This window comes from Dickeya ananatis (assembly GCF_019464615.1).
In the GTDB taxonomy this organism is placed as follows: domain Bacteria; phylum Pseudomonadota; class Gammaproteobacteria; order Enterobacterales; family Enterobacteriaceae; genus Dickeya; species Dickeya oryzae.
In genome coordinates this window covers 3,267,908-3,293,068 of the sequence record NZ_CP040816.1, presented here as the reverse complement: position 1 = coordinate 3,293,068, position 25,161 = coordinate 3,267,908, and the positions used below count along the sequence as shown (strand labels likewise).

Annotated in this window: 22 protein-coding genes and 1 pseudogene; 9 read left to right on the top strand and 14 right to left on the bottom strand. The window is 51.1% G+C overall.

Annotation, left to right across the window (positions count from 1 at the left end; all coding sequences use genetic code 11):
* The first annotated feature begins 221 nt into the window (after nucleotides 1-221).
* Nucleotides 222-1,046 carry a hypothetical protein gene (locus FGI04_RS14550; RefSeq protein ID WP_038907189.1) on the top strand — a complete coding sequence of 275 codons (825 nt, stop codon included), beginning with the start codon at nucleotides 222-224 and terminating at the stop codon, nucleotides 1,044-1,046.
* Nucleotides 1,047-1,494: 448 nt separating this feature from the next.
* Here the strand turns inward: FGI04_RS14550 and FGI04_RS14545 are convergent, their stop codons facing one another.
* Together FGI04_RS14545 and FGI04_RS14540 are read right to left on the bottom strand one after the other, a co-directional pair.
* A complete protein-coding gene (locus FGI04_RS14545) occupies nucleotides 1,495-2,604 on the bottom strand; it encodes an SDR family oxidoreductase (protein ID WP_038903487.1) in 1,110 nt (369 codons plus the stop codon).
* A 467-nt stretch (nucleotides 2,605-3,071) separates the two neighbouring features.
* Nucleotides 3,072-3,857, bottom strand: a complete 786-nt coding sequence (locus FGI04_RS14540) for a MipA/OmpV family protein (protein WP_342700010.1) — start codon at nucleotides 3,855-3,857, stop codon at nucleotides 3,072-3,074.
* Between the two features lie 154 nt (nucleotides 3,858-4,011).
* On the opposite strand from FGI04_RS14540, the gene FGI04_RS14535 reads away from it, so the two are divergent.
* The 4 genes from FGI04_RS14535 to FGI04_RS14520 all read left to right on the top strand — a co-directional run bounded on the left by FGI04_RS14535 (nucleotide 4,012) and on the right by FGI04_RS14520 (nucleotide 10,209).
* A complete protein-coding gene (locus tag FGI04_RS14535; RefSeq protein ID WP_407322217.1) occupies nucleotides 4,012-4,707 on the top strand; it encodes a response regulator in 696 nt (231 codons plus the stop codon).
* Nucleotides 4,704-5,873, top strand: a complete 1,170-nt coding sequence (locus FGI04_RS14530) for a sensor histidine kinase (RefSeq protein ID WP_342700009.1) — start codon at nucleotides 4,704-4,706, stop codon at nucleotides 5,871-5,873. The genes FGI04_RS14535 and FGI04_RS14530 overlap by 4 nt, the downstream gene beginning before the upstream one ends.
* Nucleotides 5,874-6,001: 128 nt before the next feature.
* The gene (locus FGI04_RS14525) at nucleotides 6,002-7,144 is read left to right on the top strand and encodes an efflux RND transporter periplasmic adaptor subunit (RefSeq protein ID WP_407336912.1); all 1,143 of its coding nucleotides are present in this window, start codon (nucleotides 6,002-6,004) and stop codon (nucleotides 7,142-7,144) included.
* The gene (locus FGI04_RS14520; RefSeq protein ID WP_407336911.1) at nucleotides 7,141-10,209 is read left to right on the top strand and encodes an efflux RND transporter permease subunit; all 3,069 of its coding nucleotides are present in this window, start codon (nucleotides 7,141-7,143) and stop codon (nucleotides 10,207-10,209) included. Before FGI04_RS14525 ends, FGI04_RS14520 begins: the two co-directional genes overlap by 4 nt.
* Before the next feature lie 64 nt (nucleotides 10,210-10,273).
* Here the strand turns inward: FGI04_RS14520 and FGI04_RS14515 are convergent, their stop codons facing one another.
* On the bottom strand, nucleotides 10,274-11,521 hold the full coding sequence (locus FGI04_RS14515; protein WP_407320948.1) for a conjugal transfer protein TraF: 1,248 nt from the start codon (nucleotides 11,519-11,521) through the stop codon (nucleotides 10,274-10,276).
* Between the two features lie 657 nt (nucleotides 11,522-12,178).
* Between FGI04_RS14515 and FGI04_RS14510 the strand changes: the two genes are divergently transcribed.
* Entirely contained in the window at nucleotides 12,179-12,574 is a 396-nt protein-coding gene (locus tag FGI04_RS14510; RefSeq protein ID WP_407336910.1) for a winged helix-turn-helix transcriptional regulator, read from the top strand.
* A 44-nt stretch (nucleotides 12,575-12,618) separates the two neighbouring features.
* Here FGI04_RS14510 and FGI04_RS14505 read toward each other — a convergent pair whose 3' ends face one another.
* From FGI04_RS14505 to makC (FGI04_RS14480), 6 genes are all read right to left on the bottom strand, one after another.
* The gene (locus tag FGI04_RS14505; RefSeq protein WP_342700004.1) at nucleotides 12,619-13,146 is read right to left on the bottom strand and encodes a P-loop NTPase family protein; all 528 of its coding nucleotides are present in this window, start codon (nucleotides 13,144-13,146) and stop codon (nucleotides 12,619-12,621) included.
* A gap of 122 nt (nucleotides 13,147-13,268) precedes the next feature.
* Nucleotides 13,269-14,321, bottom strand: coding sequence for an alpha-pore-forming cytotoxin subunit MakE (gene makE, locus FGI04_RS14500; RefSeq protein ID WP_407274654.1), 1,053 nt, complete (start codon nucleotides 14,319-14,321; stop codon nucleotides 13,269-13,271).
* Nucleotides 14,322-14,387: 66 nt separating this feature from the next.
* Entirely contained in the window at nucleotides 14,388-15,500 is a 1,113-nt protein-coding gene (makA, locus tag FGI04_RS14495) for an alpha-pore-forming cytotoxin MakA (RefSeq protein ID WP_407274655.1), read from the bottom strand.
* An 18-nt stretch (nucleotides 15,501-15,518) separates the two neighbouring features.
* A complete protein-coding gene (makB, locus tag FGI04_RS14490) occupies nucleotides 15,519-16,595 on the bottom strand; it encodes an alpha-pore-forming cytotoxin subunit MakB (RefSeq protein WP_342700001.1) in 1,077 nt (358 codons plus the stop codon).
* A gap of 1 nt (nucleotide 16,596) precedes the next feature.
* Nucleotides 16,597-16,989, bottom strand: a complete 393-nt coding sequence (gene makC / locus FGI04_RS14485) for an alpha-pore-forming tripartite toxin MakABE regulator (RefSeq protein WP_342700000.1) — start codon at nucleotides 16,987-16,989, stop codon at nucleotides 16,597-16,599.
* A gap of 19 nt (nucleotides 16,990-17,008) precedes the next feature.
* Complete coding sequence (gene makC, locus FGI04_RS14480; protein WP_407274656.1) at nucleotides 17,009-17,398, bottom strand: alpha-pore-forming tripartite toxin MakABE regulator; 390 nt, start codon at nucleotides 17,396-17,398, stop codon at nucleotides 17,009-17,011.
* Between the two features lie 563 nt (nucleotides 17,399-17,961).
* On the opposite strand from makC (FGI04_RS14480), the gene FGI04_RS14475 reads away from it, so the two are divergent.
* Both FGI04_RS14475 and FGI04_RS14470 read left to right on the top strand, forming a co-directional pair.
* Nucleotides 17,962-18,558: a hypothetical protein gene (locus FGI04_RS14475; RefSeq protein ID WP_407274657.1), complete on the top strand. Its 597-nt coding sequence runs from the start codon at nucleotides 17,962-17,964 to the stop codon at nucleotides 18,556-18,558.
* 9 nt (nucleotides 18,559-18,567) lie between these two features.
* The gene (locus FGI04_RS14470; RefSeq protein WP_342699997.1) at nucleotides 18,568-18,717 is read left to right on the top strand and encodes a hypothetical protein; all 150 of its coding nucleotides are present in this window, start codon (nucleotides 18,568-18,570) and stop codon (nucleotides 18,715-18,717) included.
* Between the two features lie 174 nt (nucleotides 18,718-18,891).
* Here FGI04_RS14470 and FGI04_RS14465 read toward each other — a convergent pair whose 3' ends face one another.
* The 5 genes and pseudogenes from FGI04_RS14465 to FGI04_RS14445 form a co-directional block, all read right to left on the bottom strand.
* Nucleotides 18,892-19,530 carry a hypothetical protein gene (locus FGI04_RS14465; RefSeq protein WP_407274658.1) on the bottom strand — a complete coding sequence of 213 codons (639 nt, stop codon included), beginning with the start codon at nucleotides 19,528-19,530 and terminating at the stop codon, nucleotides 18,892-18,894.
* Nucleotides 19,531-19,610: 80 nt separating this feature from the next.
* On the bottom strand, nucleotides 19,611-20,279 hold the full coding sequence (locus tag FGI04_RS14460) for a glycoside hydrolase domain-containing protein (protein WP_342699995.1): 669 nt from the start codon (nucleotides 20,277-20,279) through the stop codon (nucleotides 19,611-19,613).
* A gap of 243 nt (nucleotides 20,280-20,522) precedes the next feature.
* On the bottom strand, nucleotides 20,523-21,659 hold the full coding sequence (locus FGI04_RS14455) for a bile salt hydrolase (protein ID WP_407336909.1): 1,137 nt from the start codon (nucleotides 21,657-21,659) through the stop codon (nucleotides 20,523-20,525).
* Between the two features lie 306 nt (nucleotides 21,660-21,965).
* Nucleotides 21,966-22,085, bottom strand: a pseudogene (locus tag FGI04_RS14450) (transposase); the annotation flags it as partial.
* Between the two features lie 259 nt (nucleotides 22,086-22,344).
* The gene (locus FGI04_RS14445; RefSeq protein ID WP_407274661.1) at nucleotides 22,345-23,451 is read right to left on the bottom strand and encodes an ABC transporter substrate-binding protein; all 1,107 of its coding nucleotides are present in this window, start codon (nucleotides 23,449-23,451) and stop codon (nucleotides 22,345-22,347) included.
* Nucleotides 23,452-23,799: 348 nt separating this feature from the next.
* On the opposite strand from FGI04_RS14445, the gene FGI04_RS14440 reads away from it, so the two are divergent.
* The gene (locus FGI04_RS14440) at nucleotides 23,800-24,942 is read left to right on the top strand and encodes a Fic family protein (RefSeq protein WP_407336908.1); all 1,143 of its coding nucleotides are present in this window, start codon (nucleotides 23,800-23,802) and stop codon (nucleotides 24,940-24,942) included.
* Nucleotides 24,943-25,161: the final 219 nt, after the last annotated feature.

Genomic DNA, 25,161 nt, shown 5'->3' with positions numbered 1-25,161 from the left:
GAGTATCTCTGCCGAAAAAATCACAGTCATGTGAGTTAAATTCACATATAGAACGATGAAATGGTAAAGGTGGTAAACGCCTTGACAGTCAATCTTCCGCTCGCATAGGGTGGAAACGGCAGGCGTGATGGACCGATAACGCCCAGCCAGTCGACGCCGCGGCGACTTTACACACAGCCTGACGTCTTCGTAACGAGAATAATAAAATAAGGTGCTGCAACATGAGTCTGACGACGTATCTGGGTAAGCAGGTGCTGGGGGTGCTGGCCTGTTACCAACAAGGAAATGTAGTAATTCATATCTGTGGGGTGTATCCGCGTGCGGATAACAGTTTACGGGTGTTCTTCCCAAAAGGGCATGACCTGACGGTGGGGACGCTGGCGACGGTACATCTTGATAATCGCACCGGTGTTGATGAGTTCGATGCCAATATTTCGGTCTACCGTGCGTCGTACAAGGGTCGTGTGGTCAGCGTGGATGAAGATTGGGTTATTCTGGCACCGCGCGAATGCCAGTTGTTGCACGGGTTCACCCCGGTCGTGGATATTCGTGAGCCGGGTTACGTGTTCCCAACCGATAATCGCCCGGAACGGCCGGTGCCCTGGACGGCGATGACGTCACTGCCTGATACTGAACGCAAAGACTTTACCAATAAAGTCGGTGTATTGGTGACCATGGCTGAAGAGCAGCCGCACACCACGGTACTGGCGTTCCTCTCCTCGGTCGAGGACGATATTTTCCTGATTACCTTCCCGGAAACCTTCAAATCCAAATTACTGAAACGCAATCCACATTGCTTCTTTGCGATGGATGAGCGCTCACACTATACCTTTGAGCGTTCAATTGAGTGGAATTACACCCTGATTGAAGGTGATGCACATCTGATTGACCCGACAACGCCGTTGTTTGAAGAAGTGCGCCATGCGTTCATCAATAAAAACCCGTGGGAAATGGCGTTCTTCCTGCGTCCGAATCTGGAAATGTACCACATCAAGAGCCGCCAATTGGTGTGTCCGGGGTCTCGCCAGTCTATTGACGCCGCGTGATAGAGCACCACACGAGTACAAGATGTTATACCCCAAATAATTCGAGTTGCAGGACAACGCACCTGCAACTCTAAGTATGAAGGGGATATATCAATTAGCGCCCTGACATTGCAGGGTGTTATTATATTTCGTATTTGAAATAGAAATAATCCAAATACTATTTCTATTATTATCGGTTTTATTATTGTTGGCATTGATTAATGGTGTTGATAGTAAAGCGTTATTTTTAATTCCTGATTGGTTTTGTTTTTTTAAACCTATTCCTATTGTGAAATAACGATATTTCTTAAGGAGTTTTTAATCAACCCAGCGGCTTATTACCAAGGGCGATGTGGCGTTGCTCAAGACGGGAAGTGATTGATGAATAGCAGAAAAAAGGAAGAGTAGGCAGAGTTTGCACTGGCCCCGCTGTCTTCAGTGGTAATCACGGGGCCAGTGCTGGGAACGGTTATTTAAAATCGACCGTCATCAGTTCCGGTACGCTGTAATGACGGGTCGTTTCCACACATTTACCCACGTATTCGGTGAAGCGCGGCGGGGTTTTCATGCCCAGTTGCAGCAGTTTACGGTTGCTGAATTTCACATTTAGCTGGGCAAATGAACCGTAAAGACGCATCGCACGCAGCATCAGACGTTCATTGCAAGGGCCGTACAGCTCGCTAAAGCTGCTGCGCAGTTTAATCAGGTCAGGGTAACTGACCTGACGGTAGGCTTCGCCCATCGGCGGACGTGCCGCTGCCTGCGCCATGGCTTCATCAACCTCGTTGAAACTGACGCTGGAGGCTTCGCCTGCGGAAATATGGTAGATATCGTTAACGGCCTGTTCTGAATGCATCAGCAGCAGAATGGCATCGGCACAGAAATCCACCGGAATGACGTCGATTTTGTCATCCAGTGAACACATGAATTTCTTAAGTTTCATCGCCATTTCGAACACCCAGTAGATGCTGCTCGACGGTTTACAGCCCAGACGTGAATGGCCGACGATGATGGATGGACGCACAATCAGCAACGGCATCGCCGGGCAGTGCTCACGCATCAGGTTTTCGATAGTGGCTTTGGACAGCGTGTATTCGACGATGTGTGATTTTTCCGTATCCAGATGGCCGCATTCTTCCACCACCTGATCCTGCTCCGGAACGCACGACATCGCTGTGCCGATCTGGATGAATTTTTGCAGTGAGGCAACCTGGCTCATGCGTTTGGCGAATGCCAGCGTGCCTTCAACGTTGACTTTCCAAATTAATGGGTTATTGCCAAATGAGGCGATGGCCGCGCTGTTAATGACATGGGTGATACTATCCAGAACCGGGTTCTGTAGAAAAGACTCAGGTTCGGCCAGGTCGCCAACGATAATATTGTCTGCAGTTAAACGAGATAATACTGATTCTGGAATATCAAATTTACGCAGATTATTGAGAATTCGTTTAAGTCCATCCTGCTGCGTTTCAGCTCTGACCAGCATAAATATATTTTCGATCTGCTTGTCCTGTAACGCTTTTTCCATAATAGCACCGCCAAGGAAACCTGTGGCCCCGGTGATAAAGACTTTTTTCATGACGTGATAACCCTGATTAAATTGTCAAAAAGGCCAAAAGCGAGTGCTGTCTGAATAACGTTCAGGAGCAGCGCGGCTATTCTATTTCAGTCAGTTTTATATTTTCAATTTGCCAGACGCTTTTTCTTATGTTGTTGTCGTTCCGTTTAGCTTTTTGTGCTCTTGCTATTTTCCTTAAGATGTTATTTCTCTAACTTTTTATGCCATACGTGACCCATGAAATGAAAACGAGCCTGCCCGGTCGACGTATCAAGCCATAATCGAGGAAAGAGTAGAAAATGGAGTGACACACTTGTCATCCAGTGGCGACAGCCTCACCGGATAGCCGCTGTATAATACAGTACCGTGATGGTATCAGCATTGTTTTTTCAGAGAGAACCGGAATGGTACTCGATGTTCTCGTCAGCGCTGAGCTTCTGGCACCGACGAGAATCTGGCATCGACGAGAATATAGACGAGAGCCTGGATTAGAACGTATAGGTAACGGCAACGGTGCCTTCACCCTGATCAGCGCGAAACACGATGGGGCTGTCAGAGGCTTTATCGTTCAGGTGGGTATAACTGCCGCTGAGTAAGGTGGTCCAGTGTGAATCGAACTGATGTGACCAGAACAGCGAGACAGACTGCCCGTATAGGCCACTTCCGGCCTGATAGACGCGATAACCCGAGTTCTGGCTCTGCTGCTGGCTGACGCCGTAAAACAGGTTGTTATTACGCGCGTCGCCGAACAGTAATATGCCCTGAGCGCCCAGTGTGTCTGACTTATTCTGGAACAGGATGCTGGTCAGCGACGTCTGGTATTGCACGCCCTGGCTGTCGGTTAACGGCAGCGTTGCCTTCGCTTCCACTGACCACTGGTTGTTAAATTGCCAGCCGATCGCCACTGCGGTATTCAGTACGCCATCAATTTTTCCCATACCGCGTAATTTGTCAGAGCCGGCGCGGAACGTGGCGTTTTTGTCGGTTCGTCCTGGGTTGTAGCCTAACGTGTGCTCAAGATAAAACTGGCCGAATTGCAGGTCATAGCCCGCACCTTTGGCGGTATCAAAAAAGAAAGCCCCCTGACGAGCCTGAATCACCGGCAGCAGGTCCCAGACTTGCTGATCTGAACCGCTGTAGCGCGGCGCATTGTGAGCGGCAAGGCCGACAGTCACGCCATCTTGTTGATCTGGCGAGGTATCGTCAGCCCAACTGGTGTTGCTGGCGGCTAAGAAAAGAGTAGCTATGTAAAAGGGGGTATGTCGCACTATCATCCTGTCTGAACTCCTTAAAACGGGAACGTGATGTTGCCTTGTCGTGGTGTCTTATTCTGGCGCTTTTGTGCTTCCTTGTACGAAGTGTCGGAGTATACACATTAGCGTCAATACCTCGTCAGTAAATGATGAAGAAATTATCAAGAGGGCCATGATGAGTCTGAAACGCATTCTGATAATCGAAGATGACACGGATGCTGCCAGCGTGCTGGAAGCGTACCTGAAACGTGATAATTTTCAGGTACTGCTGGCAAGTGACGGCGTTGGCGGACTGGAAATGGCGTTGCGAGTAAAGCCTGATCTGATCCTGCTCGACGTGATGCTGCCGGGCATGAACGGGACTGAAGTGTTGGCGGCTTTACGTCGAAAAAGTGACATCCCGGTTATCATGGTTACCGCGATGGGGGATGACACCGATAAGATTGGTGCGTTGCGCTACGGTGCCGATGACTACGTCACTAAACCCTATCACCCTGGTGAGGTGGTCGCGCGGGTTCAGGCTGTATTACGACGCACTAGCGGTGCGATGATGCCAGGCCAGACGCTGAGCTTTGGTCCGTTGGTGGTCGATCAGGATGCGATGCTGGCGGCGGTGACTGACACACAAGGTCACAGTCAGCCGCTGGAGCTGACGCCGACAGAGTTTAGCTTGCTGACGACCCTATTGCATGCTCAGACCCGTGCCTTTTCCCGTCAGGAACTGCTGGAAGCCTGCCTGCCCGATAGCGACGCGTTGGAGCGGGTGGTGGATACACACATCTATAATCTGCGCAAAAAACTCGAAGCGGTGGGCATTAGCGGGGTACTGCTGACGGTTCGCGCGGTGGGTTACCGGTTTCGTCAGCCATGAAAACGTTGCCTCCTCTCTCGTTGTGGCGCTGGCTTTGCCTGCGGATTTTGTCGCTGGCGATAGGTGCCGTGGTGTTGATCGCCACTTGCATGTGGCTGCGTTTCTTCGTCTGGAATCTGTGGGTGATGCACAAGATGCCAGATGCGGTACGCCACGAGTTTACCCTGCTGCGTGAGAATCCTACGCTGAATCTCGCCCGTTATTATGAACTGTTCAGCACCTGGTACGGCCCGGACGTCTTTGATCCGTCTATCGCGACGGTGGACTGGCTGATTTTGAGTCTGCTGGTGCTGGTCGCCATTCCGTTAATTGTCGTCCTGGGCTTATGGGCAGCCCGGCCGTTGTCGGTACAGTTCAGCCAGTTGGCGATGTCGGCGCGCACGGTCGCGCGCGGGCAGTTCTCCACCCGTGCCCGCATGGTGCCAGGGGCACCCGCCGAGCTGACGCTGCTGACCCGTGACTTTAATGCCATGACCGCACAACTCGAGCGTTACGAGCGTGAGTTGCATGCCTCGCATGTGGCGATGGCGCATGAGTTGCGCTCGCCGTTGACGGCCGCGATGGGGCGGTTGCAGGGAATGCTGGATGGGGTTTTTCAGCCGGATCCCCACCAGTTGCAAATGGTGATGAACCAGATGCTCAACCTTAACCGACTGATTGAAGACCTGCATGTGCTCTCGATGGCCAGCGCCGGACAACTGGCTATCGACAAAACCCGACTGAACCCGGTGGAACTGCTGCGCGACCGTATCGCCTGGCTGAAACCCAATGCGGAAGCGGCCGGTTTCACGGTGACATTGCATGCCGATGAGGAAGGGTATTGTCTGGCGGATCCTACCCGGTTGGGGCAGGTCTTTACCATTCTGATGGATAACGCCCTGCGCTATGCGGTGGAAGGGAAGACACAACGGATTGACGTCACACGCCAGCAGGACCGATGGCGTATCCAGTTTCGCGACTACGGGCCCGGCGTCAGTGATGCCTTCCTGCCGCATATCTTTGAGCGTTTTTCCCGGGCGGATACTTCGCGGGCGCGTCATTCCGGCGGCAGCGGACTGGGGTTGTCCATCGCCGAGGCGATTTGTGGTGCGCTTGGTGGCAGCCTGATAGCGGAAAACCATCCGCAGGGGGGCATGTGTTTTACCCTTGAATTACCGGTGGCGTAAGATTAGGAAGCCTGTTGCCTGAGATAACGTTGGTTTTTCAGCAACCTTGATGGTTTCTTGATAAAGCGTGGAAACAATCTGGAAATGTATGTGGTGTAATGATCCGTAGCGGTTAACAGGAAATCACTATGACACAGACAGAGTCCATGCTTTGCGTTTTGCATCATTTGAGCTGTCACTGGCGCAGCGCTGTTGCCCGTGCCTGTGGCGTGTGGGCGGTATTGCTGCTTATCGGTGTGTTATCCGGTTGCGATAACACCAGTAGCAAGCCCGCGCCTGCGCCGCTACGCCCGGTGCGTACCGTGACAGTCGAGCCATCCGACACCGGTGATATCTTATCCCAGACCGGCGAGATCCGTCCGGCGGAAGAAACCGCGCTGGGTTTCCGTCTGGATGGTCGAATCGTATCGCGCATGGTGGATGTCGGGTCAGAGGTAAAGGCCGGCGATGTGATAGCCACGCTTGATCCCCGCGACACGGATAACCAGCTACAAAGCGCGAAGGCGGATTTGACCCGAGCGATAGCATCGGAGCGACTGGCGGAGCAAAATCTTAACCGAATGAAACAACTGGCGCCGAATGGCGCTATTTCCCGTGCGCAACTCGATGAGGCCCAGTCGAACTGGGCATCGGCGGTATCGGTGCGTGAAAGCGCACAAGCCAGCGTCAAAAGTGCTCAGGACCGCCTGGGGTATACCCGGCTCTCTGCGCCGGTCGCCGGTGTGATCACCTCGGTTAGCGCTAACCCCGGTCAGGTGGTGACTGCGGGTCAGGAAGTGGTGCGACTGGCGACGTTTACCGGCCGCGATGCGGTTTTCAATGTCTCTGAACGGTTGATTACCAGCGGTATGACCGACCCACTGGTGACCGTGTCCTTGTTATCCAATCCGGCTATCAAAGTCCGTGGGCGTGTGCGGGACGTCAGCCCGTTGGCGGATGCGGAAACTCGTACCTGGCGGGTGCGGGTTTCACTCACCGAACCACCGAAAGAAATGGTGCTGGGAGCCACAGTAGAGGGTGAAATCACGCTGCCTGGCAGCCGCGTTATCGTGTTGCCAGCCTCGGCGCTCACTCGTCAGGGAGATAATCCGGCGGTGTTTGTGGTCGACCCACAGACGCAGGTGTTGCGGTTACAACCGATCACCCTGCGGCAGTATAGCGAATCTCAGCTGATTGTTGCCGGTGGCTTGTCGGCGGGTGACAAGGTGGTCACCGCTGGCGTGAGTAAACTGCGGGCGGGTGAGAAGGTCGCGCTGGCGGAGGCGCAATGATGTCATCGGGATTCAAGCAAAAATGGAACCTTTCTGCCTGGGCACTGGCCCATCAGCAACTGGTGGCATTTCTGATGCTGGTCGTTGTGGCTGCCGGTGTGATGAGCTATGAGCGCTTGCCGCGTAACGAAGATCCTGCGTTTACCATCAAAACGGCGGTGGTCTCCGCCAGTTGGCCTGGAGCCACCGTGCAGGATACCGTCAGCTTTGTGACCGATGTGCTGGAAAAGAAGCTACAGGAAACGCCTTACCTTGATTTTACTGAAAGCTACAGCCGTGCCGGTGAAGCGGTGATATTCGTCAACCTGCGTGACAATACGCCGCCATCCAAAGTGCAGAACATCTGGTATACCGTTCGAAAGAAGATGAAGGATGTGGCACCCAGCCTGCCTGATGGGGTGACTGAGCCAGCGGTTAACGATGAGTTTGACGACACGTTCGGCACCATCTATGGCTTTACTTCCGAGGGATACTCGCCGCGTGAGCTGCGCGATAAGGTGGATGACATTCGTACTGCGCTGCTCTCTACACCGGATATCGGCAAAATTGAGGTATTGGGCGCACAGGATGAGCAAATTGTGGTGGCCTTTTCGCCCAGACAACTGGCGGGGATGGGGCTTTCCCTGCAACAGGTGGCGGCGGCGTTGCAGGCACAGAATGCCGTTAGTCCGGCTGGCATCATTCGAACCGATAGTGACAAGGTGGCGCTTCGGGTCAGCGGCGCATTTGTGTCCGAAGCAAGCCTGCGGGACGTGACGCTGCGTATTGGGAACCGTTTCATCCCGCTGACTGACATCGCGACAATTCACCGTCAGGCGGCTGAGCCGCCCGCACCAGCGTTTCGCGTCAATGGACAACCGGCCATTGGGCTGGCGATTTCAATGGCATCGACCGGCAATATGCTGGACTTCGGTAACGCGCTGCGCAGCAAGATGGCGACGATCAGCGCGTCACTACCGTATGGGATTGAGGTCACCAACGTGGCGGATCAATCCGCGGTGGTGGCGTCGTCGGTCAACGGTTTTGTCCGGGTGCTGCTGGAGGCCGTCGTGATCGTGCTGGCGGTTTCGTTCGTCTCGCTGGGTAGCCGTGCCGGTCTGGTGGTGGCGGCGTCGATACCGATTGTGCTGGCGATGACCTTCACCGGTATGGAGGTAGCAGGTATTGGCCTGCAGCGCATTTCACTGGGGGCGCTGATTATCGCGCTCGGGCTGTTGGTGGATGACGCCATGATCACGGTGGAGGCGATGGTATCGAGTCTGGAGAAGGGCGATGCCCGTGAACAGGCCGCTACCCGTGCTTATGACACCACCGCGTTTCCGATGCTGACCGGTACGCTGGTGATGATCGCAGGTTTCATTCCAGTGGGGTTTGCCGCATCCAGCGCCGGTGAGTACTGCTACTCGTTGTTTATTGTGGTGATGATGTCGCTTATCAGCTCCTGGGTGGTGGCTATTCTGTTCTCGCCGCTGATTGGCGTCTGGTTGCTGCCGAAGGCGGTGAAAGCCCATCAACATAACGCCGGGTGGCTGTCGCGTCTCTACGAGCGCTTGTTGTCGAGCGCGTTGCGCTACCGTGGTCGAACACTGCTGCTGGCGGTGATGTTGCTGGCGCTGGCTATCGTGGCTGCTGGTCGGCTGGAGGGCGAGTTTTTCCCGGCCTCAGATCGACCTGAACTGCTGGTCAGCCTGACGTTACCGAATAATGCCTCTCAGGAAGCGACCGAACGAGAGGTGGAGCGGCTGGAACAGTCGCTGAAAGGCGACCCGGACCTGGATCATTTCTCTACCTATGTCGGCTCTGGTGCAGTACGTTTTTATCTGCCCATGGACGTACTGTTAGAAAATGAAAATATCGCGCAACTGGTAGTGGTAGCAAAAGGGTTAAAAGAGCGGGATGCGCTGCGCGCCCGACTGGAGAAACGCCTGCAACAGGATTTCAGCCATTTAGTGACCCGCGTATCGCCGCTGGAATTAGGGCCACCCGTTGGCTGGCCGCTCAAATACCGGGTGAGCGGGCCAGATATCAGCAAGGTTCGCGAGTATGCGACCGGCCTTGCCGCGCTGATTGGCAACACCCCCGGTACACGGGAAGTGAACCTGACCGCCGGTGAACCGGAGCGTGCGATTCGTATTGACCTCAATCAGACGGAAGCGCGTGCGGTGGGCATCAGTTCGCAGGATGTCGCCAGCGCGTTGGCGACCATTTTCTCCGGCACCACGGTAACCAGCGTGCGCGATCGTAACCGCATGGTGGGCGTGGTGGTGCGTGCCCGCGATGAGGAGCGCCAGGATCTGGATACGGTTGCCAGTCTGCAACTGCGTGCGGCTAATGGGCAACAGGTGCCGCTGGGGCAGATAGCCTCCATCGGGTATGGCATTGACGAACCGATTATCTGGCGTCACAAACGTATCCCCTTTATCACGGTGCAAACCGACCTGGCTCCAGGGGTGCGTGCTCAGGCATTGTCGGCGACGTTGGCACCGAAAGTGGCGGCGTATCAGGCGACATTACCATCGGGGTACCGTATTAAAGAAGGCGGCTCGGTAGCGGAGTCCAACAAGGGGAACAGTTCGGTATATCGGGTGTTGCCGGTTACGCTGCTGGTGATGTTGATATTGCTGATGGTGCAGTTACAACGCTTCTCTCGCATGATGCTGGCGGTGATGATGGCACCGTTCGGGCTGATTGGTATCGTGGCGGCGATGCTGCCAACCGGTACGCCGATGGGGTTTGTCGCTTTACTCGGGGTTATCGCGCTGGCTGGGATGATCATCCGTAATGCGGTGATCCTGATCAGTGAGGTGGACACCAACACCGCCGCCGGTATGTCGGCCACCGAGGCGATTATCCACGCGGCTCGCCACCGCTCGCGTCCCATTCTGTTGACTGCCATGGCGGCGATTTTGGGGATGATCCCCATCTCCAGACAGGTATTCTGGGGGCCGATGGCCTATGCCATTATCGGCGGACTGATCGTCGCGACATTGCTGACGCTGACGGTGTTACCGGCAGCTATCAGTCTGGTGATGCAGTGGGAGGCGCGCGCTAAAACGCGGCGATAACGCAGGTAAGAGAGCCTGTTATCCGAATACGGCCCGGCATCAGTCACGATACCGGGCCGCAGGCTCAGAAGGTAAAACTCAGTTTGGCGGCAGCGCCATAGGTGTGTTGGCTTGCGGTGCCGACCATGCCGGTCAGGTCAAGATGGACGCCGAAGGGAGACAACCCAATACCGGCAGTGACCTGGTCTTTGTCACTGTCGCGCATATTGGCGCGATAACCCACACGCAATTGCGCCCAGGACAGCACGCGATATTCCGCACCCACACCGGCGTACTGGTTCTTTTTCTCAGCATCAAAACCACTGGCCGGCGTCAGGTCGATATCGGTCGCCAGCGTCAGCTTTTCTTTGTTCCAGGCCGTACCGGCAGTGACCTGCGGACGAAGGCTGAAAGTGCGCTGAATGCCCTGCACCTCTTTGGTATCGATCCGGCGTCCTATCAGGTTTTGTGCCACCAGACCGGCGCTCCAGTTGGGCGTCAGATTGGTACTTACCCCCAAATCCAGGTTCGCACCGGTCGTGGATTTTCTGAATTCTGAATTGCGAAAATCGGAGGTGCTGTAGTTATTGATTGATGCAATATAGTTATAGGTATCAATCTGTTGCAGTTTCGGTGTGATACCGACCGAGACCGGCTGACCGGCAATACTGAATGCTTTCGCCATGGCGACACCGTACTCGGTCACCAGCGCGCCTGCGCCTTCGGCCCGGGAGGTGAAGCTATTCAGGTCGGCTGAACTGGGAATGGTTCTTCCGGCCGCCACGCTATCCAGATAGGCCAGGTCACGGTCGGTCACCACCGCTTTGGCGTTGGCAACCCCCCAGCCTTTCACGACAAAAGCAAAGGGTAGCGTTTGATTGGGAACCGTAATGACGGCCGCTGCCGCGGCATCGCCGTAAGCGCGGTCGCCATTGATGCCTTCCAATTCACCCCGTAGCGACTGAAAGGAGGAGATACCCTGTTGTAACGCCAGTCGACGCAACAACGGGTTGGTGACGCCGCTGCTGGCGTTCAGCGTGTTTTTGACGCTGTCCCAACTGCTTTTGATACGATCGAATTTGTCTTCCACTTTATCCGGATCGGAAACGAAGACACCAACGGACGGGAGGATCACGCTAACATTATCGCTGGCCTGCGCGTTGGTGAGCAGTGCCGGGTTGGTCAATGCCGCAGAACCGTAGTGGGATGAGGCGACACCCGTTCCCCCCATAGCGTCATTCCTTGCGTCCGACCAGGTGCCAGCAGCAAAGGTGACGGCGGGAGAAAACAAACCCGCTACCGTTATGGCGCGGACGAGTGAGTTTTTGTGCATACGAGCATTCCTTTATCAAATAAGGGATTGAGGAAAAATTTCCTTTTTGCTGTGTGCTCGTAGTGTTTTTTAAAAATAAACGTAGTAGCTAAAGTGAAAGTAGAGGACACCCTTATACAGACTGAGAAAAAATACTCCGGTGGCAGGAGGCTTGTCTCACAGCAGCTTGAAATGGCTTTTTCGGTGTGTCGCTTTTTTAGTGTGTTATTGCACCAAAGACCTGCGTGCAAAAGCATCGACAGCCTAACATTTTCATTTTTGGCAGTGATAGTCTTTTACCTGATATCAGGCACTTCTGGTAGCGTGCTTATCTAATTTATTGAATTTATTATCTTTATTGATTGCATGAATAACGTGCTTTAACTCGCTTTATTTGATGGAATGAATATCTTGAATTAATGCCGATATTATGTCACCCCCTGTGTTATCTGCCAGATAACGTCAATATCTACCCTGTAGCAGCGTTGACTCTTTCCTTATTTTCTTTGTGATGATGGCGGCATTCATTTACCTCTCATTATTCCATTAGATTATTTTATGCCGATGGTGTTTTTAATCCCTGATAGGGTGAAAGCGCAAGGGGCATAGGAAAGCGAGTGTTTATTTCTACAGCGATCTTGTACCGGCGTGTGGGCAGGTAACGATAAAAGGTGAAGTATGCAAAAAATTGAACGATTCCAGCGTGGGGATTTACTGGTGGCGGCCTGTCCGTCGCGCGAGGTTTTACAACATATCACCAGCCGCTGGGGCATTCTGATTCTGATTGTACTGGAGTCCAAAACGCTGCGGTTCAGTGAATTACGTCGGCTGATTAATGGTATCAGCGAACGTATGCTGGCTCAGACCTTACAATGTCTGGAAGGTGACGGTTTGATTCATCGGGTGGCTTACGATGTGGTGCCGCCGCACGTGGAATACAACCTGACCCCGTTGGGAAAAGAAGCATCGGAAAAGGTGCGGGTGCTGGTCCATTGGATAGAAGAGAGTATGCCGCGTATTACTGAACACTGGCGTAAATCGGGATCTCCGCGTTCGTTGAAAACGCCCACCTGATATTTGCTGCGCGTTCGAACTGTGTGACAGGCTTTCTCCGAGTGCTATCTTGTGAGACCCCACTCATCAAACTGTTTGTTGATTTCCTTAATAGACGCGAGCTTTATCTTGGGGAGTGTCAGCGTTTCAAAAAGCTCGGCATAGTATTTCCTGTTCCCTGGCGTGACAGCGGCAATATGGTGGACCATTCTCCAGTTCAGTCTGTCTTTTCCTCCTTCCAGACCACCATAACGCTGGTATTGAAACAGCGTGCGATTCACATAGCGAGACAAACTCGCCAGTGTGGATACATCAAGCAAAATAAGCCCGGTGGCACGGGATAAACGCTGCGGCAGGCATCTTTTGTAATTTCCATCCATGACCCACTTTTCTTTATTGATTGCCGCATCGTGCAATAGCAGAAATTCATTCAGAGGGCGTTCTTGCCAGTTTGAATGGGGGACATGAAAAAGTTGGTCCAGATGGATCACTTCCAGATTACGTTTCTGCGAAATCGCATTAGCAAGGGTAGATTTACCGCTATTTGATGGCCCCATAATGCAAATTCTGTCGCCTAAATCTGAAAGCTTCATCGTCTTCTCCCTACAGCGCCGGGTCTGGTATCCAGGTGAGCGCACGGCCGGGCGCCGCCGCCACAGCGAATGTCTCATTCCCCCCATGGTATAAGGAAAATTATTATTTTCTTATATTTCAATCACACCGTCACAAACTGTGTCGTTGTCTGCGCATTGCTGATTGTCGTGACATGGGACTGAATCAGTTGCCACTCTGCGCAAGCGCTCTGGAACCAGGCGTTAGCGAGGACGGCGACGCTGCTATCCGTAGCCTGGTTCAGGTGCTGAATGATGGCGTCCATTTCACCCTGATAGAGATTCCAGGTAGTGCGCAGGTTATCCAGCGTTTGGTTAATGGTATCAATGTCGCTGATGACGTAGCCGCTGCTTAGCGTTAGCCCCTTGAGGCAGGCCACCGTGCGCTGGTCGTTGCTCAGGCCGTCTTGCTGCTGGATGATTTTTTGCTGGTACTGGCTGATTTGGCTCTGCATATCGGCTATCTGGCTTTTGGCTTCAACGAGAGAGGCGACGCCAATGCCGGCCAGAATGAGGGAGAGCCCTCCAGTAATCGGCGCCAGAAGAATACCAAATATCGTTTCGAGAATGTTCTGGTGCTCTGCCGCCTGTGCATTAGCGATTGTTTGTCGGTCTTTCCCGATTTGAGTGCGAAGGTTGCTGATCTGCGTATTGATAGCGTCAATCGTGAGGCTAATGCTGGTCTCTTGTGCCTGAACCTGCGCGATTGTCTGCTGCATGGTTTGTTCGGCGCTCACCATCTGAGCTTCAAACCCCTTTAATGTCGAGATGTAGTTGTCCATCTGGCCCAACATGGCCTGTAGCGGGGGGATCAGCGCCTGTAACTGGTTCACGGTCTGTTCCCGCAGAGCGGGAGAAAATTGCGTTTCCAGTTGCTGGAATAGCCGGGTGAGAGGCCCCTGCGCGGCGGTGATGGCGTTACCACAGGTAGCGATGGCGTTCAGGATGTCGCTCTGGAAATACAGGGTGCCGCTGCGACGCCAGGCCACGACCAATTGCTGGGCATTACCCAGATCCTGGTCGAGCTGCGAATACCAGGACGCATTGACCGATTGGATTTCCGCTTCAATCAATGCCTGACAGGAGGAATGCAACAGCGCCATAGCGCATTGTGAGTGGTCGATTTGGGCATTGCAGGCTTGCGCGCTAAACGTCATGGGATCTCCTTGCGGGATGGTGTGATCTCGCCCTTTTGAAAAGGGCGAGGGAGTAAAGGGCGGATGTTAGGAGGCTTGCTGTATGGGGCCATTCATCGTCATGGTGCCCTTCTGGACGGAAACCGGCAGGTCCGCCAACTGCTGGGCGAAGTTGATAACCATATTCCACTCCGTGTCGGCTCCACTCGAGATGGCTCCCTGAACAATGGTCGAAAGGGAATCTTCCGCTTGTGACAGCTTGTTGGCGACGCTCTGTAATTCACCATCGAACATGGCCCAACTGGTGCGAAACTCGGACAGGGCGGAAGTGGCGGTATTGATATAGGTGACGGCCTGCTGGCTGGCAGCAGCCAGACCCTGCAAGGCTACGATCTGTTGCTTATCGGCATCCAATTCTTTTTGGTCTTGCGCGATTTCATCAAAGTTATTGTTTATTTTTTCCTGCATTTCCCCCCAGCCAACGGCTCCTCCTATGGCCAGAAGGCCACCAATACCGCACATTACTCCGCCGACACTCCATATGGCACTGACACCCAATGTCTCCGGCAGTAAGATGATGCCGAGTATACCGAGGATAATGCCGAGGAAAGTCGCGCCAATACTGGCAGCCAGTGCGATGTTTTCTGCGGTGATGATGTCATGTAATGTCTTGATAGCTTGATTCATTTTAGCGACCTCACTGGTGAGGTCGGTTTCTGCCGATTGAATATCGCTAGCCCCGGAAGTCAGCGCATCGTGGGACTTTTGCATTTTGTCACCCCACGTTTTGAGTTTTTGCGAGGTGGTATCCACGCTGCTTAACATGTCGGCGAGTTGAGCGCGCAATGCGGCGATCAACTCGCCGACCTGTTGGACATTTTGGTCATCTGCCCCACTAGCATTGGGATGCGCTTTTACAATCTTCTGGATTTGCTGGCTGATGGCTGTGTAGGTCGTTCCATAATCGACTACCGCCAGAGGGACGCCGCTGGTGATATCCGGCGCCAGGTTGTCGATCCAGTCGCTGGCGTTAGCCTGAGCCGCATCCAGTTTGGCGGACAGGCTGTCATACCAACTGGGTTTTGACGGTGGTTGAACGAACGCGGTGTTGAGAACGCCGTGGCAGGCCTGAGTGATCAGGTTAAGGCTGAGAAAGGCTTTCTGGGTCTTGTTTTGCAGGGTAGTCACGTTGTTGCTCATATCTCGCTCCTTTAGGGATTAGGCTGAATACTCGTCGGGTTGTTGCGGGTTGAGAATCACAGGTGAACCAACCTGGGCTACCCGTTGCGGAATGCCGCTGGCGAAGGAGGCAAGCGTCTGCCAGTTGGTGTTGGCGGTTGGCAGCGTGAAAAGATCGAGCAATTGCCCAGGGTCGGCACCGGCCTCAAGCGCGTTGATGACTTCGGTGACTTTGTCGCGCTCATTGCTCCATAAACTTTTCAAGTCGGAAGCCCCTTGTCCGATTTTGGAAAAGGTCAGTTCGAGGTTGCTTAACAGTTGCAGCACCAGCTTGGTCCCGGCGGCAGCCTGGGCGGCGTCGGAGGCTTGATCCTGAAGGTTGGCAATTTCTTTCAGGGTGCTGGCTATCTCGGCAGTGTCCGCTATTTCGTTATAGAAGTACTTGCCGATGGTGACGGCCATTGACGCCATTTCCAGAAAGGAAACGCTTTCTCCTGCTGCGGTGGCTATCTTGTAAAGCAGTTTGACGGTGGTGGTGGCGATTTCTTTGCCGGTACTGATATCTTCACTGGTGATACTGCTTTGCAGGGACGCCACCAGATCCTGCAGGTGCTGCAGTTTGGCGGCAATGTCCTGCATCTGTTGCTCTTCCTGACCCAGAGATTGCCAGCCTTCGCTGATGCTTTTATCGAGCAAGGGTTGGATATCGGCGAAGGCTTGCTGGTGGCTATTTAAAGCATCAGCAGCGGTGCTGGTGGCTTCCACCGCTTTGTTCAACTGGGGCAGAAGCACATTCTTCAGGAGCTCCAGCCATTGGCTCTGCGACAGTTTATTTTTTTGCGCGGTAGCGCTTACCACTCCGGCGAAGGTTGATGCGTAGTCAGGGAACTGGAGAAGAATACTCCCCCAGAGATCGGGCTTGTCCTGAGCCCAGTTGTTGCCGGCATCACTCAGCATTGACATCCGGCTGCGCACCGAAGCGAGCCAGTCAGGGTCATCAGGCAGTTTGCCGATGATAGTGTTGCTACAGGTGAAGGCGTAGCTATCGAGCTGCATCACCTGATTGAAAGAGTCGGTGAGCAGGTTTTGTGCGTCGTATACGGATGGACTTAACATATCAGCTGATCACTATGAAAGGGTCAAAAGTCATGGAACGGCCGTCCAGGCCGAGAACCACGGAATATTGCTGACTGCCGGTGGTGCCTTGCGCTTCCACCCGGCCTTGCCAGTACGTGCCATTGACGCTGCTCACTGCGACAGGGACGCATACTTTGTCATTCACCATCTGGCCCGTGAACGAAATGATAGACACGTCGCTGGACAGCGAAACGCCGGTGACATGCCAGTTGATGACCTGGCCGTCCTGACAGGCGGTCTTCAATTCCTCCTGACCTTCGTTACCGGAACCGATATATTTGTTGGTATCGATCAGGTACACATTAGAACCCAGATTGCCGGACGCCAGCGCGCCTTCGGCATCCACCACGATAAGTACGTCAATTTCGTTCATTTCATTTCTCCTCGTTTTGTTACACCACATCGATGGCGGCATTGAGGGAGAAGGTTTTTTCTCCCACCAACACGGTCACTTCATAGGAAAAGAATGAGAACTGCCCTCGCGATTCCACCCAGCCAAGCCAGGGGCTGCCGTCCGCCGCTTCTTTTTGCGGCTGGCAAATGCCTTGTTCCACCAGCGGCCCGGAAAAACCGGTGATAGTCACATCACCCCACGGACTTACCGGCACGACGTGCCATTGAATTTGGTCGCCATTCTGAGCCACGGTATGCAAGGCTGCGCTGCCTTCTCCCCAGGACCCCAAAAAACCGTTACTATCCACCAGATAGGCGTACCCGGTAATATTTCCAGACGTGAGGGTGCCGGTGGTATTTACCACAACAAGTACATTGATAATTTTCATTGCTGTTGTTGCCCTTATTTCTCAATGAGGAACACGGTTTTTAATTTATTTTTGGTTTTCGTGTGGATTATTCCAATAATTCCGGTGGTGGATTTTGATTATTTTTATGTCTATATCATGAATCTGTGATGGTCAAATAAATTTGGCTGTATTTTCTTTTATTTACTTACGTTGGTGTCAGACTTTAGTAGCGTAACTAATTGTATTCTATGAAGGTTATTTTTCCGGCTGGTTGTAATATTATTTTATTGAGAGCAGCATGGAAATAACCACAATATTCTTGTTGAAATGGTTTTTTCATGAGTGTCAATTGCAATATAATTGCAGGTAATGACTATTTCTAGTCTCTCATAATTTATTTCATTTGTTGATTACTTATCGGATATTTCTTTCTAATGTTTTAAATGCAGTCTTAATTTTATCAATAGTTATGAAATAATTTATGGGTGAATTAATTAATACGGATGGAGGCTGAATGAAAAGCATGCTTTTTTTTGGTTTTTTCTGGCTTGATTCTCTCTGGATGTTCTACGATATCAGGTATGCCGGAACGGTCATATGATGTGAAAAATGACCTGATAATGCTAAAACCTTACTTTGAGCAGGATGTTATTGGGATAGACAATGCAAAGCTAAATGATGATGAAAAGAAGAGATATAGAAACGAAGTCTTATCGGCCAGAATACGTGCGATAGATATTAATTTTAATCAGTTTATCAATGGATTATTGGTTGAAAATAAAAAGCTGAGCATTGGTGCGGACTCTCTGGTTTTAGCGCTGGGCGTAACAGGTATGAAATCAGGCGTCAGGGATTATTCGTTGATGAGAGGGCTGGTGGATATAGAAGCGTATTACCAATCAGGCACTATTATTGGTGCGGTTAGTGAAGTCAATAAACAGGCTGGCGTGCTGAAATCGAAAGCGGATAATGAGAACGCCGCGATAATTTCATCGTCTTATGAGCAGGATGATGCCGGTGATTTGATTCGTAAATTCTGGAAGCCTGATGGTAATAACATCAATAAGTTGAATGAGAAAAAGATCACTTCATGGATGAGTGCCAATGGGTTGACGGGCGTTTCAATTACTTTTTTTATCAGAGGTGCTACTTACTCGGTTGCAAGGGAAAAGGCTGTTGAAGAAATACCTATTAAATAAGGAGCGGCTATGAACCAGAATCCGGTTAATGAACTCACCGATATCCCGTCTGATCAGGTTGACGAAGTAGTAAAAGATTTTGAAAGTGAAGGGGCCGTAGTGGAAAAAATAAAACAGCCTAATGGATTGTGGACAGTCAAGGCCACCTTTCCTCATTGACGTGAAATCCGGCAATATCAGGCTGTACCCTTTAATTATTCGTGTCGCTAATTCAGTCCGCCGTGCTATTTTCAGGGTGAAATGCGGAACGCATCATTAAAGGTACAGCCTAAAAATATTATTCAAGATAGCTACCGGGCCAGCCTGTGTGTGCTATCCATATGGCTTTTTCGGTTACTTAAATAATGACGATGCCTTGTTAAAGCCGTAGGGCAGGAACAATGTTGTACCAGCCAGAAAATAGCTCCAGGCATCGAGCGCATCCTGGATGGGTTGACCGTTACAGAGCTGCCAGACCACATAATAGCCAATCGCCAGAAAAAACGTCCCGAGAATGATAGTTCCTATCAACGCGATCAGCCTCGAGGTACTGGCTACCATCAATGGCATGACGCCGGATGCCGGCGGCGGCGTGCCGGCGGGTAGCTCGACTTCCTCCTCAAGCGCATGCTTCAAACTCCATTGATCTTTGCGCAGTGTTTTTGTCACCACGCCAAGCGCGCACACCCATATCAGCGTGATGCCGGCCAGAATCAAATACGTCAAAGTTTTGGGTAATGGACTAACGGCGATATAAGGCAATGGATTCACCTGTGTTGGTGGGAGCAACTGTCCGGAGCTGGCTATTCCGGATACGCTGGCCGGGCTGGAAATCGGCGGCAACGATATCGCCACCGGGGGAAGAGGGGATGTCGTATTCGTCTCTGCCGCCTGTACCAACGCAGGCAAGACCAGACCGACCATCAACATGACCAGCAGGCTGTGCCGACGGAAAAAAGCAGATAAAAAGCGGCTGAAACATGAATTTTGCATAAACATCTGAACCTACCGGTTGTATTGGTTTATGTCATACCTGATTGATGACAGGGACGGTTTATGAGTTATTGCCTGTTTTAGCAGGAAGGATCCTTAACTGTGCTGCTGCTGAGGTCCACCGTCAGAGAACAGGTGTCATCACCAGCGGTAACTACACAGTTTTGTCGCAGTTGCCACATTGTGGCTTCCGGATATCCACACCCATCCGGCGCTACTGTCGGAAAATCTGTGCCAGGAAAGGGTTCCTGTTCGGCTGTGTTTACCCTGAATGCCCAGATACGGCTGGCAGGTAATTGTTGTTGTACTGCGGCAGCCAGGTCATGAGAGCAGTAAATTCCTGCGAGATATCCTCCGGCTTGCACCGCGCTTGCCCACGCCTGTACATAGCCGGATTGCGCAGTTGGGTAAGGCGGGCCATTTTCGAGATCCAGATAGACCCAACTGTTGGCGGGAAAGCCCTCGCTATCCATGAGTTGCACCGTGTGTTGGCCGTCTTCTGAACCCTGCGACGGCGTTACTTCATGAGAACCCGGACCGGTGACTTGCTGCCCAACGTATATTGGCGCTAATCCCCAGCCGTCAGACTGCAGGGTTGCTCGTTGTCCCATCCAGCTCGTATCTTCATGGCTCGGCGCTGCGGCAAGATAATACCCACACCATGTCAGGTTGGTATTTTCTTGGAACCAGCCCATCAGTTCATTACCGGGGAATGTAGAAGAATCAAATCCAGCGAAATATGTCGGCATAATATCCTCATCAAAATAGTGCGAGATTCTCTCTTGCGGCTTCAGGATGTAAAACTGCTCGTGTTAATTCGCGTTATCGGTGGAAAAGTATCTTAGTGGCGTTGGCAGCTATCGCCGACCAGCACGCTAAATACTTTCTGGTATATTCCTGGTTCATACCAATTGGCTATCTGACATGCTATTGATATATCATCCGCCAGATGATTATCCCTTCATAGAAAAGGGATAATCTGGTGTGATACCTTATATTCCGGCGAACTTGAAGGGCTCTGCTTTCTTAAATTGCTCTGAAACCTGCCCGGAGTAGATCGTACTTTGGTTCGGCCCCAGATCCAGTTTCATGGCGCTGCCATCACGTGGAGAGAAATCAATCTTTTTCAGGTCGACCCAAAAGATATTGGGAGATAAGGCCGATTCAAAGAAATATTGCATGGATTTATGATCAATTACGCTACGCCACCGGGTTGAGGCGATATTCGGTTGATCAGGTTCATTTGGTCCAGCCAGTTTATTCAATTTATCCAGTTTATTCGGTTTGTCCGATTCATTCTTCAGAGTATAACCGTAGGGAACGGAAACATTACGTATCACACTGAATGCACTGGCTAAAGCTTTATCATGCCCTTCATTTTTGGCAATATTATCCACATAGAATGAGGCGCGCACAAAACGATCCGCCGCCCGATTCGTGCCCGGCAACATGACGCTTCCACCTATATCTTTCCAGTAGGCATTGAGCGCCAATTGCTGGTTGAAAACCGGCGAATTGGTCATTACCTGATACTCCCGGCTATGGTGAATGACCTGTTTGCCGTCGATATATTCAATAATCGCACTATCGCCGGATGCATCGGATAATGACAAATGCAGCGTTGCTAGCCGTTCTTCGTCAGGAACATTGGCGGTGACCAGCGTAAATTTATCCTGCTTTAGCGCCTGAACCGCCTCATCGACTGTGGCGAAGTTATCCAGCACATATTGCGCCCAGGTGGCGATACTTAGCCCCGGTTTTTCAGCGGTAGGCGCAGTAGTGGGATATTTTGATTCTACCAGCCACAGCAAATTGGCGGCTAACCCTTTTTCATTGATGCCATCTGTTGTCGAGATATCGTAAGCTGATGCAATGACGCTGCCATATTTAGACACCCACTTAAGCGAGTGCTGTCCCGCTTCGCCAGAACGATGTAACCCGCGTGGGAATACCCATAAGTTTGTTCCCACATCTTTTTTCCAGTCCATCGAGCGAGCGGTGATCGTTTCATTATTATCACCCAGATAAACTAGCCGTGTGCAGGCAAACGTTACGGATGAACTAAGTATTAACGCGCCCAGCGATATAATGCAAGCAACAGAGTTAACTCGCTTATAATTTCTCTTCATGTTTTTTCCTTTCAGTTTTTCAATGCCAGTTAATTATAGATGGCATCCTCCATTGCATTCGTATTTTTTAAATTTTCAATTGTTGATTATTTTTAGTGGATTAATTTTTTTTCTATGTTTTTGTTGCAATAATATTTTAATTTTTATTTGTGATTCTGCTTTAGTTATCTGCCGGTTTTTAATTTCGATAATTGCTACTGTTTAATCGCCTTCTGCAAAGGCATATGTTTTCTTTGTAATATTAATCTTATGATCAGTGTGGAAATGGTTTCAGTTCTTCATCGATAAATTCAACGGCTTCTTTCAATTGTAAAAAGTGGCCTCAGAAATCCCCATCTTTCTACAGACTTCCCCCACACGAGTGCCGGTTTCTGCCTGTTTTAGCGCAAATGCAATCTGTTCTTCGGTATAACGGGTCTTTTTCATGGCCGATGTGCCTCTTTGTGAGATGAAAGAAAGACCGGAGACTTCAGTTTAGCCTGACACTGTTTTCAGGGAGAAGATCACTGCTGTTCTATTATTAATCGAGCATTTAGAGGGCGGGGAGGGATTATCTCGAATGATGCTGTCATTGGCGCTATAACAGAACATCCCGGCCTTAAGGCTGGGATGTTAAGCAAGCACGTTGCAGCATAAGAGGGCTTTTTTACCGTTCTTGTGTTGCTAAGTCAGAACGGTTTGTGGCTCAGGGCTTTGCCAGTGAAATGGCAAAGGTACCCTGCGGAACCACCGGCAGATATTTACGGTAATAGTCGAGATAGTTTTTGACCGGATCGATATCTTTGAATAACTCTGGGTAGAGGGATTTGGCAATGAATTGCACCATGGCAAAGTCAGACAGCGTGCGTGACGCGCCCTGATAAACCGCGAACACCTGCTGGTTTTTCACCGCGGGGAAATCAGCCCAGCCAGCGCGCTGAGTGAACCCACGCAATTTTGCTTCAGCATCCGCTTTATTCACACCAACGCCCATTAGCATTGCATCGGCGACTTTGTTGTCCTCACGACCGGAGAAGAACACGGCGTCTGGTTTGCTGCTTAGCACTTGCTCAGGGTTCATTATTCCCCACAATTTCACATAGGGTGCAGCAATATTATCGCCACCGGCTAAATCCAGCATCGATCCCCACATGTTTTGACCGTAGGTAAAGGAGTATTCGGACGGGCCACGGTTACCGAATTCAAAATACACTTTGGGCTTAGGTTTATGGGCCGCAGCGATACGTGCTTCTACCGTTTCGATGCTGCTTTGATAAAAGTGTGCTATCTCATTGGCACGTTCGGTGTTTCCCGTCAGTTGACCAAATATTTGCGTTGATTTCACATGCAGAGCGACCGTCTGAGCGTTGTAATCCACCACGACGACAGGGATATGCAGTTGCTCAAGGGTGGCGACTTCTGCTTTCAGCGCCTGATATTGCCAGCTCGCCAGGATCACCACATCGGGTTTCAGGCTGATCAACTTCTCAATTGACACGTTATGCAAGTCAACTTCGCCAATATCGGGCAGCGTTGCCAGTGAAGGGCGATGTTTCACGTACATCTCCCAGTTGGCCGGAACCTTGCCACGCCAGGCTTCGCGCGAGATACCTACGACATGATCGAAGGCTTTATCACCGCCGACCGCCATGTAGTCTTCAAAGTAAAAGCCCAGAATGGCGCGTTTAACCGGTACATCGACGGTCACGTTGCGCCCGGCGGTGTCATTGATCGTCACTTGTGCGGCGATGGAGGCACCGCTAATGACAGATAAACCGAGTAACACGATACCCCTAAAAATACTGAACAACATCCTGACCTCTCTTCTTATATGACCTGGAATCATGCGCCGAAAAAGCTGAATAAGAATAATAAAAATTCGCATTAAAGGCTAGCGGGATAGAGGAGGATTAGGAAACAACATGCAGGTATTAGTGAAGGTTAAGTATTTTGTTGACGATGACCGTTCCTGATGACCGCTAGGCAGGCAACAGCCGATACCTCTCTGTGTTGAAGATCTTTTGAACGTAGATTTGATATGTTGGATTTGCGATTTTTGAGATAACCAAAAAATGGTGTGAACCATAATTTATGGATTATATTGATATTTTTGCTATCATTTTGAAATGTCGTCATGCTTGGTTTGAGATAACTACATATCATGGCTCAATTTAATCACTTTGAACTCTCGCTCCTGAACCCCAGTTTTGACTCCCCTTTAGTCGATGCGCTGACGGAACTGGAGCTACTCCGGCACCTGCGGCTGGAAACGGATGTCCACCCTATTCTGTTTGCGCAGTTGAAAGCTGTTTTCCACATGCTGGAAAGTCTTGGCTCTGCAAGGATTGAAGGAAACCACACGACGCTTGCCGACTATGTTGAAAGCAAAGTTGAAGGAACCCAAAGTTCGACGGATCAGCTCAAAGAAATCAACAATATTGAAGCCGCGATGGAATTTATCGACGAGCATCTAAATAATGGTGATGAGATAACGGAATATTTTATCCGCGAGCTACATAGTCTGGCGGTTGTCGGGTTGCAACAGGAAGGCGACAGAACGCCCGGTGCCTATCGACAACATAACGTCAGCATCGCTCAGTCTGACCATTTACCGCCGGATCATATCCATGTTCCTGACTATATGTCAGAACTGACCGCCTTTATTAACCGTGCTGATAAACCAAAATATGATCTGATGAAGATTGCGCTGGCGCATCACCGCTTCGGCTGGATACACCCCTTTGGCAACGGTAATGGTAGAACGGTCAGACTGCTGACCTATGCGTTATTGATCAAGTATGGTTTTAATGTTCAGACGGGTGGACGGGTTCTTAATCCGACAGCGGTATTTTGTAACGATCGCGAGCGTTATTACGCCATGCTGTCGTTAGCGGATAAAGGAACTGAGCAGGGCTTAGAAGAGTGGTGTTTATATGTACTTTCGGGAATTTCATCTGAGTTGAAGAAAGTCGATCAACTGACAAACCATGCTTTTTTGAGTACAAAAATACTGTATCCGGCGATCGACTTTTCATCTGAAAGAGGGCTAATAAACTCGCTGGAATCTAAAGTGCTGAAACGTGCTGTCGAGCTAGGGACGATAAAAGCGGGTGATCTTCGTAAAGTTTTACCTGATCTAAAACCAGCGCAGGTGACTTATCAGCTCGGTAAGTTAATTGACCGGGGACTGCTCCAGCCAGTGGAAGAGGGGGCTCGTTCCTATACGGCGAAGTTTTCTAACTCATATCTGATTCGTGGGGTGATTAAGGTTCTTCGGGAGGAAGGGTTTATTCTTGATTTGTAAAACAGGCATTAATTGTCGAATTATTACTCTAAGGTATCCGCGCTTCGCAGCAGATATCTTTTATGGTGCGTCCTGCTTCAACAGACTTCAAAACAGTGATGATGGGAGGGGCCGTGAATAGAGCTTTACGCATAGCGATCTCCCCAGAGGGACATCATCAGTATGTCGGAAGATCGCTAAAAATGAATGGCTCGTTTAAAAGGGATACTTACAGTAAAG